Genomic DNA, 15,384 nt, shown 5'->3' on the forward strand with positions numbered 1-15,384 from the left:
CCTAGAGTCGGACCGGTCCGGGCGCCGCCGCCCGGCCTTACTCCGTGACCGCGACCCACCCCGAGGAGCACCCCGTGACCGACCCGGCGTCCATCGCCACGCAGCAGCAGATCGCCCGGGAACTGGAGGTTTCCGAGTCCTTCGACCCGAGCGCGGAGATCGAGCGCCGGGTGGCCTTCCTCGCCGAGCGCCTCACCGCCACGGGGCTGCGCTGCCTCGTGCTGGGGATCAGTGGCGGCGTGGACTCCACCACCGCGGGCCGGCTCTGCCAGCTGGCCGTCGAGCGGGCGCGGGCCGCCGGCCACGAGGCGACCTTCTACGCCATGCGACTGCCCTACGGAGTCCAGGCCGACGAGCAGGACGCCCAGCTGGCCCTCGGCTTCATCGCCGCCGACCAGGTCCTCACCGTGGACATCAAGCCCGCGGCCGACGCCGCGCTGGAGGCCTGTGTCGCCGGGGGAGTGGCGTTCCGCGACGCCCACCACCAGGACTTCGTCCAGGGCAACATCAAGGCCCGGCAGCGCATGATCGCGCAGTACGCCGTCGCGGGCGCCCACGACGGCCTGGTCGTCGGCACCGACCACGCCGCCGAGGCCGTCTCCGGCTTCTTCACCAAGTACGGCGACGGCGCCGCGGACGTCGTCCCGCTGACCGGCCTGACCAAGCGCCGGGTCCGGGCGGTCGCCGAGGCCCTGGGTGCCCCGTCCACGCTGGTCTGGAAGACCCCGACGGCCGACCTGGAGACCCTGGACCCGGGCAAGCCCGACGAGGACGCGCTCGGCGTGACGTACGACGACATCGACGACTTCCTGGAGGGCAAGCCGGTCGGCGACGCCGCTTTCGCCTCGATCGTCCGCCGTTACGAACTCACCGACCACAAGCGCAGGCTTCCCCTGGCACCCTGAGCGCGCCCCCGCCGCCGGGCATGGTGGACGGGTGATGTGGCGCGACCATCCGGGCCCCTCCGCGTGGCGCGGGTCCGGGTGGCCGGCCCGGTGGTGTGCCCTGAGGGGACGACTCACGGCGCCATCCCCGGAAGGAAGACCTCCATGCTCGGACAGTCGGCCGCGTTCAGCGGCTTCTCGGTGAACGACCTCGGCGAGGCCCGGCGTTTCTACGCCGACACGCTGGGCCTCCCGGTCGAGGAGACCGGCGAGGGGGACATGCGGATGCTCACCCTCAGTCTCGGCAGCGGCGCCAAGGTGATGGTGTACCCGAAGGACGACCACACGCCCGCGACCTTCACGATCCTCAACTTCCCCGTGGACGACGTCGAGGCCGTCGTCGACGAGCTCGTCCGCCGCGGGGTGACCTTCGAGAAGTACCCCCAGTTCGACGCGGACGAGAAGGGCATCGTGCGGGCCGGGGGCGGGCCGACGATCGCCTGGTTCACCGACCCCGCCGGAAACGTCCTCTCCGTCCTGCGCGACAGCTGACGTCCTTCGGGAAGGGCCTCGACGGATCGCCCCGGTGGAGCGCGGCTGCTGTTACCCTCATCCGCACCTAGTCAACTAGTTGCTTATGGGGTGGGTCCGCATGCATCCGTTCCGCCAGGCCGTCGAGGCCGACGACCACGCCGCCATCGAGGCCCTGCTCGCCGAGGAGGTCGTCTTCACCAGTCCGGTGGCCTTCAAGCCGTACGCGGGCAAGGCGATCACCGCCGCGATCATCCGCGGGGTCGGCCGGGTCTTCACCGACTTCCGCTACGTCCGCGAGATCGCCGGGGCCGACGGGCGCGACCACGCCCTCGTCTTCACGGCGAAGGTCGGGGACAAGGAGATCAACGGCTGCGACTTCCTGCACATCGACGAGGAGGGCCGGATCGACGACTTCGTCGTCATGGTCCGGCCGCTCTCCGCGGCCACCGCCCTGGCCGAGGCGATGGGGGCGCAGTTCGACCGGATCGCACGCGAGGCGGCGCAGGCGTCCCCGGCCGGGTGAAGCGCCGGCCCCGGGTCCCTCAGAGGGAGGCGCGCAGCGCCGGGAGGAGCTCCCGCTCCGCCCACTCGATGTACGGCTCCTGGTGCTCCCCGCCGATCTGGACGAGCGCGACGTCGGTGAACCCCGCCTCGGTGTAGGGCCGGACCGCCTCGACGAAGGCGTCGACATCCGAGCCGCAGGGGATCGACTCGGCCACGTCCTCGGGGCGTACGAACTGGGTGGCACCGGCGAAGCCCTCGGGGCCGGGCAGCTCGGAGTTCACCTTCCAGCCGCCGCCGAACCAGCGGAACTGGTCGTGAGCGCGCTTGATCGCCGCGTCCCGGTCGGTGTCGTAGCAGACGGGCAGCTGGCCGACCCGCGGCTTGCCCGCCCCGCCGTGCCGGTCGTAGGCGTCGAGGAGTTCACTCTTCGGCTCCACGGCGATCACGAGGTCGGCGAGCCGCCCGGCGATCTCGCAGGACCGGTCGCCCGACACCGCCACCCCGATCGGCGGCGGCTCGTCGGGCAGGTCCCAGAGCCGGGCGTTCTCCACATCGAAGTGGGCGCCGTGACGGCTCACGTTCCCGCCCTCGAAGAGCGACCGGATGATGTCGAGGGCCTCCTCCAGCATCTCCAGCCGGACGTGGGCGGCGGGCCATCCCGCGCCCACCACGTGCTCGTTGAGGTTCTCGCCCGAGCCCAGCCCCAGCCGGAACCGCCCCTCGCTGAGCAGCTGCATCGTCGCGGCCTTCTGGGCCACGACCGCCGGGTGGTACCGGACGGTGGGACACGTCACGTACGTCATGAGGGGGATCCGGGAGGTGGCCTGCGCGGCCGCGCCGAGCACACTCCAGGCGTACGGCGCGTGGCCCTGGCTCTCCAGCCAGGGGAAGTAGTGGTCCGAGGTCACGGAGAAGTCGAATCCCGCCTCCTCCGCCCGCACCACGTGCGCCACCAGGTCCCGGGGGCCGGCCTGCTCGGTCATCATCGTGTATCCGAAGTTCGCCATGTCCCGCGCGTTGCCGGTGGCCGAGGGGGAGAAACATCCCCGGGGAGCCGTCCGGTGGTTTCCCCCCCGTACGCCAGGGGAAGCCGCCGCGTGAGGAGGTGCGAGGTGACAGGACGCGAGGACGGGACGCGCGATCACGCCACGCGCGAGGGCGAGGGCGCGCACGCGCGCGCCCGCTACGAGCGCGACAAGGCCGAGAACCTGCTCCAGCGGGCACGCGGGAGCGCCGACCCCGAGGAGGCCGCGCGCCTGCGCGACCAGGGGGAACAGCTCAAGGAGGGCAGCGAGCGCGCCCTGCGCGAGGAACCGGGGCCGCCCGCCGACGACCTTCACGAGGAGTACCCCGGCTGACGCGCGTCCGGCCCGGCGGTGAGGAGGTCTGCGCATGAGCGGCACCACCGGGGGCGGCGGTCGGGAGTACGGCGCCACGCCCTACCTGCCCGCGCGAGGCGGTCTGACGGCACATCGACGGGCCGCCGCAGACTGTCGCGGCTGCCCGCTCTTCGAGGAGGCCGCCGCGACGGTCTTCGGCCGGGGCGATCCCGCCGCTCGCGTCCTCCTCGTGGGGGAGCAGCCCGGCGACCAGGAGGACGGAAGGGCGAGCCCTTCGTCGGGCCGGCCGGCCGGTTGCTCTCCGCGGCGCTGCGGGACGCCGGGATCGACGAGGCGGAGGCGTACCTCACCAACGCCGTCAAGCACTTCACGTTCACGCGCTCGGGACCGGGGAAGCGCCGCATCCACAAGGCGCCGAGCCTGCGCGAGACGACCGCCCGCCACCCGTGGCTGGAGGCCGAGCTGCGGCTGGTCGACCCCGACGTGGTCGTCGTCCTCGGAGCCACGGCCGGCAAGGCGGTCCTCGGCCGCTCCTTCCGCGTGAGCGCCGACCGCGGCGCCGTGCTCTCCCTGCCCGGCACGGACGGGCAAGGCCCGCGGACGGTGGCGACGCTGCACCCGTCGGCCGTCCTGCGCGCGGACGACCGGGACACGGCGTACGCCGGGCCTCGTCGCCGACCTGCGGGTGGCGGCCGGCGCACTGTGAGCACCCGGCCGTCGGTTGATCCCCGTCCTTCCGGATGACCCCCCGGGCCCCCGGCGAACGGGTGAAATCGGCCGTGCCTTCGGGTGGCCCGGCTGCCCGTACGCGTGTTCCGCCGTGGAAAGGGCACCCGGGCCCCATGGCCCCCATGACACTCGACAGCACCGCCGCCCTGCTCCTCAAGGGGTACGCCTGGCTGCCCGACCGGCGCCGCCGCAACGGCGGAGCCCCCGTGCGCACCCGGCTTCTCGGGCGGCCCGCCGTCGCCCTGCACGGCCCCGACGCGGTGCGCTTCTTCTACGACGAGGAGCACGTCCGGCGGCACGACGCCCTGCCCGGGCCCGTCCTGGACACGCTCTTCGGCCGAGGCGCCGTCCACACCCTCGACGGCGAGGACCACCGGGCGCGCAAGGCGCTCTTCCTGACCGAGCTGACCGGGCCCGCGGCCGTCGCGGAACTGGTCGACATGGTCCGGGCGGAGTGGCAGCGCGCCTTCGCCCCGCCGCACGGCCGCCACACCGTCCTCTTCGACGAGGCCGCGCTGGTCCTGGCCCGCGCCGTCTGCGCCTGGACCGGCCTACCGCTGACCGACGAGCAGATCCGGATCATGGCCCGGGACTGCGTCGCCATGGTCGACGGCTTCGCCACCCCGGGACCGCGCCATCTCCGGGCCCGGCGCGCCCGCGCACGGCAGGAAGAGGTCCTGGCGGACCTGGTGGAGGAGACCCGGGCCGGTGCGACCCGTGCGCCCGCGACGCCGTTCGACGCGATCGTCCGTCACCACGACGCCGACGGCACGGTCCTCGACCCGCACACCGCGGCCGTCGAATTGCTCAACATCGTCCGGCCCACCGTCGCCATCGCCTGGTTCGTCACCTTCGCCGCCCACGCCCTGCACCGATGGCCCGAGCAGCGCTACCTGCTCCGCGAGGACGACGGTTCGTACGCGGAGCCCTACACCGAGACCTATGCCGAGCCCTTCGCCCACGAGGTCCGGCGTTTCTACCCCTTCGCGCCCTTCGTCGGGGGCCTCGCCGCCACCGACCTCAGGCTCGACGGCGCCGACATCCCCGCCGGCACCCTCGTCCTGCTCGACGTCTACGGCCAGAACCACGACCCCGCGCTCTTCGAGGACCCCTACCGCTTCGACCCGGAGCGGTTCCTCCGCCGGCCGCCGCACCGCGACGAACTGATCCCGCAGGGCGGGGGCGACGCCAAGAGCGGTCACCGGTGCCCCGGCGAGGACATCACCGTCGCCGTGCTCGCCGCCCTCTCGACCGAGCTGGCCCGGCTCGACTACACGGTTCCCGAGCAGGACCTGCGGATCCCCCTCCACCGCGTGCCCACCCGCCCCCGCAGCGGATTCCTGATCGTTCCCCACCCCGCCTGAGGGACCGGGGAGCGCCGGGCGGCCCCGAACGGCCCGGTCCCGCGTGCGGCCGCGCGGGGCCCGGCCTGGAATGGGGTGATGACCGCGCCTCCCGACGACTGCCTCGCGCGCAACGAGTGGATCTGCGGCGCCTATCTGTCCTCGCGGCGAGAGATCCTCACCGACGCCGTCGTCCAGCACCTCCAGCTGACCTCGGTGTCCATCGCCCTCGGCGTGCTGCTCGCCGTGCCCCTCGCCGTCGCCGCCCGCCGCTGGCGCTGGAGCGCCGGTCCCGTGCTCGGCGTGACGACGGTCCTCTACACGATCCCCTCCCTCGCGATGTTCTCGCTGCTCCTGCCCCTCTACGGGCTGAGCGCCTCCCTCGTCGTCGCCGGGCTCGTCCTGTACTCGCTCACCCTGCTCGTACGGAACATCCTCGCCGGGCTCCGCGCCGTCCCCGAGGACATCCGCCAGGCCGCCCGCGGCATGGGCTACGGCCCCGTGCGCCTGCTGCTCGCCGTCGAGCTCCCCCTCGCCCTGCCCGCCGCCATGGCGGGCCTGCGCATCGCCACCGTCTCAGCCGTCTCCCTGGTCACCATCGGCGCGATCGTCGGCCACGGCGGCCTCGGCAACCTCATCTACTCCGGAATGAACACCTACTTCAAGGCGCAGGTCCTCACCGCCTCCGTCCTCTGCGTGCTCATCGCCGTCGTCGCCGACCTGCTCCTCCTCGGCCTGCAACGGCTCCTGACCCCGTGGACGGCGCCGGCCCGCGGGCGGGCCGCGTGAACACGCTCGCCGCCACCTGGGACTGGCTGACCGACGCCGCGAACTGGTCCGGCGAGAACGGCGTCAGCCGCCGCCTCGTCGAGCACCTGCTCCTCACCGTGGTCTGCCTCGCGCTCAGCTGCGTCCTCGCGCTGCCCGTCGCCCTGGTCCTCGGACACCTCGGCAAGGGAGGGGCGCTCGCCGTCAACCTCTCCAATGTCGGCCGCGCGGTGCCCACCTTCGCCGTCCTGGTTCTGCTGCTGCTCAGCCCGGTCGGGGCGTACGGCTGGTGGCCCACGATCATCGCCCTGGTGCTCTTCGCCGTACCTCCTCTGCTGACCAACGCGTACGTGGGGATGCGCGGTGTCGACGCCGACGTGGTCCGGGCCGCGCGAGGCATGGGGATGACCGGGAGCCAGACGCTGTTCCGGGTCGAGCTTCCGCTCGCCCTGCCCCTCGTCCTCACCGGAGTCCGCGTCGCCGCCGTCCAGCTCGTCGCCACCGCGACCGTCGCCGCGCTGGCCGGCGGCGGGGGGCTCGGCCGCGTCATCACCGCGGGATTCAACCTCGCGTCCACCCCGCAGGTCGTCGCCGGAGCCGTCCTGGTCGCGCTCCTCGCGCTCGCCGTCGAGGGCGTCTTCGAAGCGACCCGTCGGTGGCTCGCCCCCGCCCAGACGCGGAGGAGCACCGGATGAGGCCGCACCGGACGGCCTGCGTCCTCGCCGTCATCCTCGCCCTCGGCGGCTGCGCCACCGGACCGTCCCTGGAGGACCGGGGCGCCCTCACCGCCCCGCCCGGAGACAGCCGACGGCTCACGATCGGCACGGCGGGCTTCACCGAGAGCGAGCTGCTCGCCCGGATGTACGCGCTGCTCCTGGAGCACGCCGGCTACGACACCGAGATCCTGTCCGTCACCAACCGGGAGCTGTACGAACCGGCCCTGGAGAGCGGTCAGGTCGACGTCGTTCCTGAGTACGCGGCGACGTTCGCGGACTGGCTCAACGCCAAGGCCAACGGCCCTGGGGCGCCGACCGTCGGCTCGCCCGACCTCGCCGCCACGATGACCGCCCTGCGCCGCCTCGCCGGCCCGCGCGGACTGACCGTCCTCGACCCCGGCCGGGCCGTCGACCAGAACGCCTTCGCCGTCACCTCCGCCTTCGCCGGCCGCCACCGGCTGAGGACGCTCAGCGACCTGGGGGCGGCGAAGCTGCCCGTACGGCTCGCGGCGGGCGACGAGTGCGTGCGACGGCCCTATTGCGCGCCCGGGCTGAGGGAGACGTACGGGATCGACGTCACGGCCGTCGACCCGAAGGGCGTGGGCACCACCCAGGCCAAGCAGGCGGTGCAGAGCGGTCAGGACCAGATGGTCCTGACGACGACCACGGACGCGACCCTGGACGACTTCGGGCTCGTCCTGCTGGAGGACGACCGGCGTCTGCAGAACGCCGACCACATCGTCCCGGTCGTCAACCGCTCCCAAGCGGGCGGCGAGGGGGTCACCCGGGCCCTCGGCCGCCTGAACACGGTGCTCACCACGGCCGATCTGGCCCGCATGAACGAAGAGGTGGACAGCTGGCGCCGGCTTCCCGAGGACGTGGCGAGGAGCTACCTGGTCGGAAAGGAGCTTCTTCCGGCCGGTGGCTGACCGGCGGTGAAGCGGCGGCCGGCCCCGTCGGCGGTGTGCCTCCCGCGGACGCGGCCCTCAGGCGTCGGCGATCGAGTCGAACTCGACCTCGTCGCGCCCGACGCCCCGCACGTCCGCGTCGACGGAACGGCGCAGCGCCTCATGGAGTCCCGCCGGGGTCAGGACGCCGAGGAAGCGCGGGCCGTCGAGGACGGCCACCCAGCCCGCGTCGTGCTGGAGCATCTCGCCGAAGGCCCGCTTCAGCGGCGCGCCGACCGGCACCCACGCCTCCATCCGGCGCGCCAGGTCGCCGACCGTGCCCTCCTCGCCGGCGAGGGCCAGCGCCTCGGCCGCCACCCAGCCGTGCAGCTCCCCGCCCTTTCCGAGGACCACCGCCCACCGTGCTCCGTCGGCCCGCAGCCGGGCCGCGGCGGCGGAGGCCGCCTCGTCCAGGCGGGCGACCGGCGGCTGGTCGAGGTCGTCCGGCTCGATCGCGGTCACCGAGAGCCGCTTGAGGCCGCGGTCCGTGCCGACGAACTCGGCGACGTACGGGCTGGCGGGGGCGCCGAGGACGGCCCCCGGCGTGTCGAACTGCTCGATACGCCCCTGTCCGTACACGGCGATCCGGTCGCCCATCCGGACGGCCTCCTCGATGTCGTGGGTGACCAGGAGGACCGTCTTGCGGACGGTGGCCTGGAGGTTCAGGAACTCGTTCTGCAACCGTTCGCGGACCACCGGGTCCACCGCCCCGAACGGTTCGTCCATGAGCAGGACGGGCGGGTCGGCGGCCAGCGCCCGGGCCACCCCGACCCGCTGGCGCTGTCCGCCGGAGAGCTGGGCCGGGTACCGCCCGCCGTACGTCCCGGGGTCGAGACCGACGAGGTCGAGGAGTTCGGCGGCGCGGGCCCGGGCTCTCGACCTCTTCCACCCGAGGAGGGCCGGCACGGTCGCGGCGTTCTCGAGGACGGTGCGGTGCGGGAAGAGGCCGCCCTGCTGGATGACGAAGCCGATGCTCCTGCGGAGCCTGACCGGGTCGACCGTGGAGACGTCCTCGCCGTTGACCAGGATGCGGCCCGAGGTGGGTTCGATGAGCCGGTTGACCATCATCATCGTGGTCGTCTTGCCGCATCCGGACGGACCGACCAGGGTGACCAGTTCGCCCTCGGCGACCTCGAAGGAGAGGCCGTCGACGGCCGTGGTGCCGTCCGCGTACACCTTGCCGACCTGCTCGAACCGGATCATGGATCCACGCTAGGAGCGGTGCGTGCGCCGCGCACGGGGACCGGGGCCGTCCGGGACGCTCCGAGCGGCGGGACCAGGGCGGACCGGGGCAGAGCCGGGGGCGGACGGAAGCGGCCGGGGGACAGCCCGCTGAACACCGTCTGTTGTCATGACCCTTGCGACGCCGTCGTTCCGGCTGCTATCCATTGGTTAGGAAACTTTCCTTCCAATCCATCGTTCCGTGGAGACCCCCATGACATCGGCACGATCGGCTCGTCCCCGCCTCCGCTCCCTCGGCGCCGCCGGCGCGGCCGTGGCCGCCCTGCTCCTCGGCCTCGCCGCCTCACCGCACCAGACCGCGGCCGCCGCCCCCGCCCCCGTCACCGGCGAACCCGCGGCGGCCGCCGTGCCGGTGGGAAGCCCGGCCGCGGTCAACGGCCAGCTCAAGGTGTGCGGCACCAAGCTCTGCAACCGGTACGGCAAGCCCATCCAGCTGCGCGGCATGTCCAGCCACGGCACGCAGTGGTACAGCCAGTGCCTCACCGGCGGCTCCCTCGACGCGCTCGCCAAGGACTGGAAGGCGGACGTCCTGCGCGTCTCCACCTACGTCCAGGAGGAGGGGTACGAGACCGACCCGCGCAAGTACACCGACCTGGCCCACGCGCTCATCGAACAGGCCACGGCCCGTGGGATGTACGTGATCGTCGACTGGCACATGCTCGACCCGGGCGACCCCCACCACAACCTCGCCCGCGCGAAGACCTTCTTCACCGAGATCGCCCAGCGCCACGGCGCCAAGACCAACCTCCTCTACGAGATCGCCAACGAGCCCAGCGGCGTCTCCTGGTCCCGCGTCAGGAGCTACGCCGAGCGGCTCATCCCCGTGATCCGCGCCAAGGACGCCGAGACCCCGGTCCTCGTCGGCACGCGCGCGTGGTCCTCGCTCGGCGTGTCCGAGGGCGCGAACGAGTCCGAGGTGGTCGCCGACCCGGTGAGGGCCTCCAACGTCATGTACACCTTCCACTTCTACGCGTACTCGCACCGCGACGAGTACCTGAACACCCTCTCCCGCGCCGCCGACAGGCTGCCCGTCTTCGTCACCGAGTTCGGCACCCAGAACTACGCCGGTGAAGGCACCGACGACTTCGCCATGACCCAGCGCTACCTCGACCTCATGGCCGCCAAGAAGATCAGCTGGGTCAACTGGAACTTCTCCGACGACCACCGCAGCGGCGCCGTCTTCCGCACCGGCACCTGCGACCGCAACGGCCCCTGGACCGGGACCTCCGCGCTCAAGCCCGCCGGCGTGTGGATCCGGGAACGGATCAGGACCGCCGACGACTTCCCGACCTCCTGACACCTCCCCGAGGCACGGGCGTCCTCCCGACGCCCCCTCGATGCGCCCCCGCTCCACGCACTGTGATCCACTGGGCGGGCGGGGGCGCATCGAACAGGAGCGGCAGTGACCCGTTACCGCCAGCCCGGCCTCGTCCTCACCGACCACCGCTTCAGCGTGCCGCTCGACCACGCCGATCCCGAGGGCGAGCGGATCGAGGTCTACGGACGCGAGGCCGTCGCGAGCGACCAGGCCGGAGCGGACCTTCCGTGGCTGGTGTACCTGGAGGGCGGACCCGGCTTCGGCGCGCGCCGCTTCATCGGCCGGCAAGCCTGGCTCGGCCGGGCCGTCCAGGAGTTCCGCGTCCTCCTCCTCGACCAGCGCGGCACCGGACACTCCACGCCGGCGAACCGCCAGACGCTGCCCCTGCGCGGAACCCCGCGGCAGCAGGCCGACCACCTCGCCCACTTCCGCGCCGACTCCATCGTCAAGGACTGCGAGCTGATCCGGCGACGGCTCACCGGCGGAGCCCGCTGGACCGTCCTGGGCCAGAGCTTCGGCGGGTTCTGCGCCGTCCACTACCTCTCCACCGCCCCCGAGGGCCTCCAGACCGTCCTGATCACCGGCGGCCTGCCCTCCCTGCACCACGACGCCGACGCGGTCTACCGGGCCGCCTTCCCGCGCATGCGGCGCAAGGCCGAGGCTCATTACGCCCGCTATCCGCAGGACGTCGAACGCGCCCGCCGGATCGCGGCCCATCTCGTCGAACGCCCGGTCAGCCTGCCCAACGGCGGCCTGCTCACCGCGCCGTCCTTCCAGTCCCTCGGCAGCCTCCTCGGCGGCGGCGAGGGCACCCACCAGCTCCACCTCCTCCTGGAGGACGCGTTCGTCCCGACCGCCGAAGGGCCGGCCCTGTCGGACGCCTTCCTGGAGAACGTCCAGTACCTCCTCTCGCACGCGGGACACCCGCTGTACGCCGTGCTCCACGAGGCGATCTACGCCCAGGGGCAGGGCCCCACCGCCTGGGCCGCCGACCGGGTGCGCGCGGAGTTCCCCGGCTTCGACGCCGAGCGGACCCTCACCGGCGACGCCCCGCTCCTCTTCACCGGGGAGACCGTCCACCCCTGGCACTTCGAGACCGACCCGGCGCTGCGCCCGCTGCGCGAGACCGCCCACCTCCTCGCCGAACGCGCCGACTGGGCACCGCTCTACGACCCGGCACGCCTCGCGGCCAACGAGGTGCCCGTCGCCGCGGCCGTCTACCACGACGACCTGTACGTCGACACCGCCCACTCCCTGGAGACCGCCCGCGCCATCCGCGGCCTGCGGACCTGGGTCACCGACGAGTTCGAGCACGACGGCGTGCGGGCGGGCGGCCCCCGCGTCCTCGACCGGCTGCTCGCCCTCGCGCGCGGTGAGGGCTGACCGCCCGACGGCCCGAGCGCCGATGACGGACCGCTCAAGCCGCCCCGGTCCGGGGCGAAACCCCTATCCTGCGCTCATGATCGACACGAACCCCCCGCCTCTGGAAGAGATGCCGGACGACTGGACACGGGCCCTCGCCGTCGTCGCCCACCCCGACGACCTGGAGTACGGCTGCGCCGCCGCGGTCGCCGCCTGGACGGACGCCGGCAAGGAGGTCGCGTACGTGCTCGCCAGCCGCGGCGAGGCCGGGATCGACTCCCTCGCCCCCGCCGTCTGCGGCCCGTTGCGCGAACAGGAGCAGCGCGACAGCGCGGCCGTCGTCGGGGTCTTTGCGGTGGAGTTCCTCCACCACCGCGACGGCGTGATCGAGTACGGCCCCGGTCTGCGCCGTGACATCGCGGCCGCCATCCGGCGGCACCGTCCCGAGCTGGTCGTCACCCTCAACCACCGGGACACCTGGGGCCCGGCGGTCGGCGGCGCGTGGAACACCCCCGACCACGTGGCGGTCGGGCGGGCCACGCTCGACGCGGCGGGCGACGCGGGCAACCGCTGGGTCTTCCCCGAACTGGCCGAGCAGGGCCTGGAACCGTGGGACGGAGTCCGCTGGGTCGCGGTCGCCGGAACGACCACCCCGACCCACGCCGTCGACGCCACACCCGGCCTGGAACGCTCCGTCCGCTCCCTGCTCGCCCACCGCGCCTATCTCGACGGGCTGACGGACACGGACCCGGAGGAGTACGTCCGTACCTTCATCGCCGGCAACAACCAGCGTTTCGCGGACCGGTTCGGCGGCCGTCCCGCCGTCGCCTTCGAGGTGTTCCCGCGCTAGCCTGACCGCCCGTCAGTGCGGTGGGGGAGTGGGGGGCCACGGTGATCGACACGCTCGACAGGGAGATCCCGGAGGGCGAGGAGCGTCTCAGGCTGCACGTCGGCGACGACGGGATCGGTGTGCTGACCCTGTGCCGGCCCGAGAAGCTGAACGGCTGGAGCTGGGAGGCGAGCCGCCAGCTCGGCATCATGGCCGACCGGATCCGCTTCGACGACCGGGTCCGGGTCGTCCTGCTGCGGGCCGAGGGGCGCGCGTTCTGCGCCGGCGTCGACGTCACCGCGCCCGGCGGCGCGATCACGGGCCGCTCGGGCGCCGAACGGACCCAGCGCTACGCCGAAGGCATCCGCTGGGTCCATGAGCGCTTCGCGGTCTTCGCCCGGCTCCCGCAGCCGGTCGTGGCCGCCGTCCAGGGCTACTGCCTCGGTTTCGGCTTCGAGCTCGCGCTGATGGCCGACATGCGCCTGGCGGCCGACGACGCCGTCTTCGCCCTGCCCGAGGCCGGCATCGGCGTCGCGGTGGACGCGGGCGGCGACCTGCGGATCGCCCGCGAGGCGGGCGCCGGCTGGGCGAAGTACCTGGCGCTCACCGGCCGCCGCATCGACGCGGCCACCGCCGAGCGCCTCGGCCTCGTGCAGCGCGTCACGCCGGCCGGCGAACTCGACGCGGCCGCCCGGGAGACGGCGGCCGCGATCGCCGCGGCGGCGCCCCTCGCCGTCCGCGCGATCAAGCGGGACATCGACGCCTACGCCGACCACGGCCTGGACGCCGCCCTCGACCGCGCCGCCCTCGCCTCGGCGCTCACCCTGACGTCCGAGGACGCCCGCGAGGGCTACACGGCGAAGGCGGCCCGCAGGCCCCCGCGCTTCGAGGGCCGCTGACCCGCAAAGGCCGCCCGGCCTACATCTGCGGCGCGGGCTTCAGGACGGCGAAGGCGGCGCCGAAGGGGTCCGCCAGCCATGCGATCCGCCCCACGTCCGGAACGTCCGCCGCCGGCATCAGGACCGACCCGCCGGCGCTCTGCGCCCGGGCGGCCGTCTCGTCCGCGTCCGCCACGGCGAAGTACGGGATCCAGCGCGCCGAGTCCCCGCCGTCCCCCAGCGCGGCGATCCCGCCGAACGAGGCGTCCTGCTGATCGCCCTCGGCCGTGGACAGCACCCGGTAGGTCATACCCGGGGCGTCCATGTCCTGCGACCGCCAGCCGAACAGCCCGCCGTAGAAGTCCACGGCGGCCGCCGGGTCGCCGACGTGCAGCTCGGCCCAGCACAGGGTGTTGTTCTCGGAGGTCTTCTCCAGGCCCATGCGCCCGGGCGGCTGCCGCACCGCGAACTCGGCGCCGCCCGGGTCGGTCAGCTGGGCCATCCGCCCGGCGTCCGGGATGTCGAAGGGCTCGGCGCGCACCCGTCCGCCGGCCTGCGCGGTGGCCTTCGCGGTGGCGTCCGCGTCCGGGGTCTGGAAGTAGAGCATCCAGGCGGAGCCCGCCCCCTCCTGGGTCAGGGCCCCGAGGGCCGCGACCGTCTTGCCGTCGAGCTGGAAGAAGCCGTAGTCGACGTCATCCTGGCCGACGGGAGCGAATTCCCAGCCGAAGACGCCGGAGTAGAACGCGGCGGCGGCCGCCGTGTCGGGGCTGCCCAGGTCGAGCCAGACGGGGGAGCCCGTGGTGAAGTCCGTACCGAGCATGCGAGGCCCTGCCTTTCAGCTTGCGGAGGTCGTCCGGCCACCACAGCCGATCCTCGCCGCGCCGCCCGGGTGCCGCAGCCCGGGCGTCCCGGGATTCATCCGCACGGCTCAGCGCCCGTCAGACCTCGAACCGCCCCCGTCCCAGCTGTTCGCGCACCGGCACCACCGGATCGCCGACCACGCTCCGGCGCTGCCAGTTCGCCCCGTCGACCACGAGCGTGTGCCCGCTGACGAAACGGGCGTAGGGAGAGGCCAGGAAGGTCGCCGCCCAGCCCAGCTCGCGGGGCAGGCCCACCCGCAGCGCCGGCTGCCGTCCGCCGGGTGCCCCCGCGCGGTCGAGACCGGCCCGGATGCCGGCGGTCATGTCCTCGTGCGGCATCAGCCCGGGCACCAGGCCGTTGACCTGGATCCCGTACGGCCCCCATTCCACCGCGAGCGTCTCCACCAGGTTCTTGACCCCGGCCTTCGCCGCCGCCGAGTGCGCGAACCCGGGGCCGCCGGTCCACGCGTACGAGGCGCCGACGTTCACCACCGAGCCCGGGGTCCCGGCGGCGAGATGGCGTCGCGCGAACTCCCGGGTCACGAACCAGGTCCCCGTCAGCGTGATGTCGACGACCGCCCGCCAGCCGTTGGGCGACAGCTCCTCGGCCGGGACGGGAAAGTTGGCGGCCGCGTTGTTCACCAGGACGTGCGGCCGGGACCCGAGCGCCGCCTCGCAGGCGTCGAAGGCGCCCGCGACGGCCTCCGGGTCGCGGATGTCGCAGACCGCGGCCGCCACCCGCGTCCCGCCGAGGGGCGCGAGTGCGAGGCGGGCGGCCTCGAGCCGGGCGGCCGTGCGGCCGACGAGCATCAGCTCGGCCCCGAGGCGGGCGAACTCGGCGGCGATCGCCTTGCCCAGACCCGAGCCGCCCCCGGTCACCAGGACCACCCTCCCGTCGTAGGTCCCCGGCGCGAGCGCGCTCGCGCCGAGCGGGGGAGGGGCGGGCAGTCCCGGCGGGTCGGTCGCTTCGTCCGTCATACGGCATCGATAGCGCGGCGGCCGCGAGAACTGAAGCCCCGCCGCCGGACCAAGCGGCCGCGCCCCGCGCGGGGACACCGGCCCCGGCCGCTCCCGCGCCCGGGGGGCCTGCCACGTCCGGCGCCGCCCTCCCCGTACCCGGCCGGCGCTCA

General features: G+C 73.8%; 16 protein-coding genes and 1 pseudogene. 13 read left to right on the forward strand and 4 right to left on the reverse strand.

Going from position 1 to position 15,384, the window contains the following annotated elements; genetic code table 11:
• Positions 1 to 74: 74 nt before the first annotated feature.
• The 3 genes from nadE to AB0K65_RS11940 all read left to right on the forward strand — a co-directional run bounded on the left by nadE (position 75) and on the right by AB0K65_RS11940 (position 1,941).
• Positions 75 to 905, forward strand: a complete 831-nt coding sequence (nadE, locus tag AB0K65_RS11930; RefSeq protein WP_365715665.1) for an ammonia-dependent NAD(+) synthetase — start codon at positions 75 to 77, stop codon at positions 903 to 905.
• 144 nt (positions 906 to 1,049) lie between these two features.
• Entirely contained in the window at positions 1,050 to 1,436 is a 387-nt protein-coding gene (locus AB0K65_RS11935; protein ID WP_365715666.1) for a VOC family protein, read from the forward strand.
• A gap of 100 nt (positions 1,437 to 1,536) precedes the next feature.
• Positions 1,537 to 1,941, forward strand: a complete 405-nt coding sequence (locus AB0K65_RS11940) for a nuclear transport factor 2 family protein (protein WP_365715667.1) — start codon at positions 1,537 to 1,539, stop codon at positions 1,939 to 1,941.
• A 19-nt stretch (positions 1,942 to 1,960) separates the two neighbouring features.
• Here AB0K65_RS11940 and AB0K65_RS11945 read toward each other — a convergent pair whose 3' ends face one another.
• Complete coding sequence (locus tag AB0K65_RS11945; RefSeq protein WP_365715668.1) at positions 1,961 to 2,929, reverse strand: LLM class F420-dependent oxidoreductase; 969 nt, start codon at positions 2,927 to 2,929, stop codon at positions 1,961 to 1,963.
• 105 nt (positions 2,930 to 3,034) lie between these two features.
• Between AB0K65_RS11945 and AB0K65_RS11950 the strand changes: the two genes are divergently transcribed.
• The 6 genes and pseudogenes from AB0K65_RS11950 to AB0K65_RS11975 all read left to right on the forward strand — a co-directional run bounded on the left by AB0K65_RS11950 (position 3,035) and on the right by AB0K65_RS11975 (position 7,747).
• Positions 3,035 to 3,280, forward strand: a complete 246-nt coding sequence (locus tag AB0K65_RS11950) for a DUF6381 family protein (RefSeq protein ID WP_365715669.1) — start codon at positions 3,035 to 3,037, stop codon at positions 3,278 to 3,280.
• Positions 3,281 to 3,314: 34 nt separating this feature from the next.
• Positions 3,315 to 3,968, forward strand: a pseudogene (locus AB0K65_RS11955) (UdgX family uracil-DNA binding protein).
• A gap of 136 nt (positions 3,969 to 4,104) precedes the next feature.
• Positions 4,105 to 5,355: a cytochrome P450 gene (locus AB0K65_RS11960; RefSeq protein WP_365715670.1), complete on the forward strand. Its 1,251-nt coding sequence runs from the start codon at positions 4,105 to 4,107 to the stop codon at positions 5,353 to 5,355.
• A 78-nt stretch (positions 5,356 to 5,433) separates the two neighbouring features.
• On the forward strand, positions 5,434 to 6,123 hold the full coding sequence (locus AB0K65_RS11965) for an ABC transporter permease (protein ID WP_365715671.1): 690 nt from the start codon (positions 5,434 to 5,436) through the stop codon (positions 6,121 to 6,123).
• A complete protein-coding gene (locus AB0K65_RS11970) occupies positions 6,120 to 6,797 on the forward strand; it encodes an ABC transporter permease subunit (protein WP_365715672.1) in 678 nt (225 codons plus the stop codon). The genes AB0K65_RS11965 and AB0K65_RS11970 overlap by 4 nt, the downstream gene beginning before the upstream one ends.
• Entirely contained in the window at positions 6,794 to 7,747 is a 954-nt protein-coding gene (locus AB0K65_RS11975; RefSeq protein WP_365715673.1) for an ABC transporter substrate-binding protein, read from the forward strand. Before AB0K65_RS11970 ends, AB0K65_RS11975 begins: the two co-directional genes overlap by 4 nt.
• A gap of 57 nt (positions 7,748 to 7,804) precedes the next feature.
• On the opposite strand, the gene AB0K65_RS11980 is transcribed toward AB0K65_RS11975, so the two are convergent.
• Entirely contained in the window at positions 7,805 to 8,968 is a 1,164-nt protein-coding gene (locus AB0K65_RS11980; protein WP_365715674.1) for an ATP-binding cassette domain-containing protein, read from the reverse strand.
• A 232-nt stretch (positions 8,969 to 9,200) separates the two neighbouring features.
• Between AB0K65_RS11980 and AB0K65_RS11985 the strand changes: the two genes are divergently transcribed.
• From AB0K65_RS11985 to AB0K65_RS12000, 4 genes are all read left to right on the forward strand, one after another.
• The gene (locus tag AB0K65_RS11985) at positions 9,201 to 10,304 is read left to right on the forward strand and encodes a glycoside hydrolase family 5 protein (protein WP_365715675.1); all 1,104 of its coding nucleotides are present in this window, start codon (positions 9,201 to 9,203) and stop codon (positions 10,302 to 10,304) included.
• 105 nt (positions 10,305 to 10,409) lie between these two features.
• Positions 10,410 to 11,708: an alpha/beta fold hydrolase gene (locus AB0K65_RS11990; protein WP_365715676.1), complete on the forward strand. Its 1,299-nt coding sequence runs from the start codon at positions 10,410 to 10,412 to the stop codon at positions 11,706 to 11,708.
• A gap of 76 nt (positions 11,709 to 11,784) precedes the next feature.
• Positions 11,785 to 12,537 carry a PIG-L deacetylase family protein gene (locus tag AB0K65_RS11995; protein ID WP_365715677.1) on the forward strand — a complete coding sequence of 251 codons (753 nt, stop codon included), beginning with the start codon at positions 11,785 to 11,787 and terminating at the stop codon, positions 12,535 to 12,537.
• Between the two features lie 41 nt (positions 12,538 to 12,578).
• Entirely contained in the window at positions 12,579 to 13,415 is an 837-nt protein-coding gene (locus AB0K65_RS12000) for an enoyl-CoA hydratase/isomerase family protein (protein WP_365715678.1), read from the forward strand.
• Positions 13,416 to 13,434: 19 nt separating this feature from the next.
• On the opposite strand, the gene AB0K65_RS12005 is transcribed toward AB0K65_RS12000, so the two are convergent.
• Both AB0K65_RS12005 and AB0K65_RS12010 read right to left on the reverse strand, forming a co-directional pair.
• On the reverse strand, positions 13,435 to 14,214 hold the full coding sequence (locus AB0K65_RS12005) for a VOC family protein (protein WP_365715679.1): 780 nt from the start codon (positions 14,212 to 14,214) through the stop codon (positions 13,435 to 13,437).
• Between the two features lie 118 nt (positions 14,215 to 14,332).
• Positions 14,333 to 15,232, reverse strand: a complete 900-nt coding sequence (locus tag AB0K65_RS12010) for an SDR family oxidoreductase (protein ID WP_365715680.1) — start codon at positions 15,230 to 15,232, stop codon at positions 14,333 to 14,335.
• Positions 15,233 to 15,384 lie beyond the last annotated feature (152 nt).

Source organism: Streptomyces sp. NPDC053755 (assembly GCF_040677675.1).
In the GTDB taxonomy this organism is placed as follows: Bacteria; Actinomycetota; Actinomycetes; order Streptomycetales; family Streptomycetaceae; genus Streptomyces.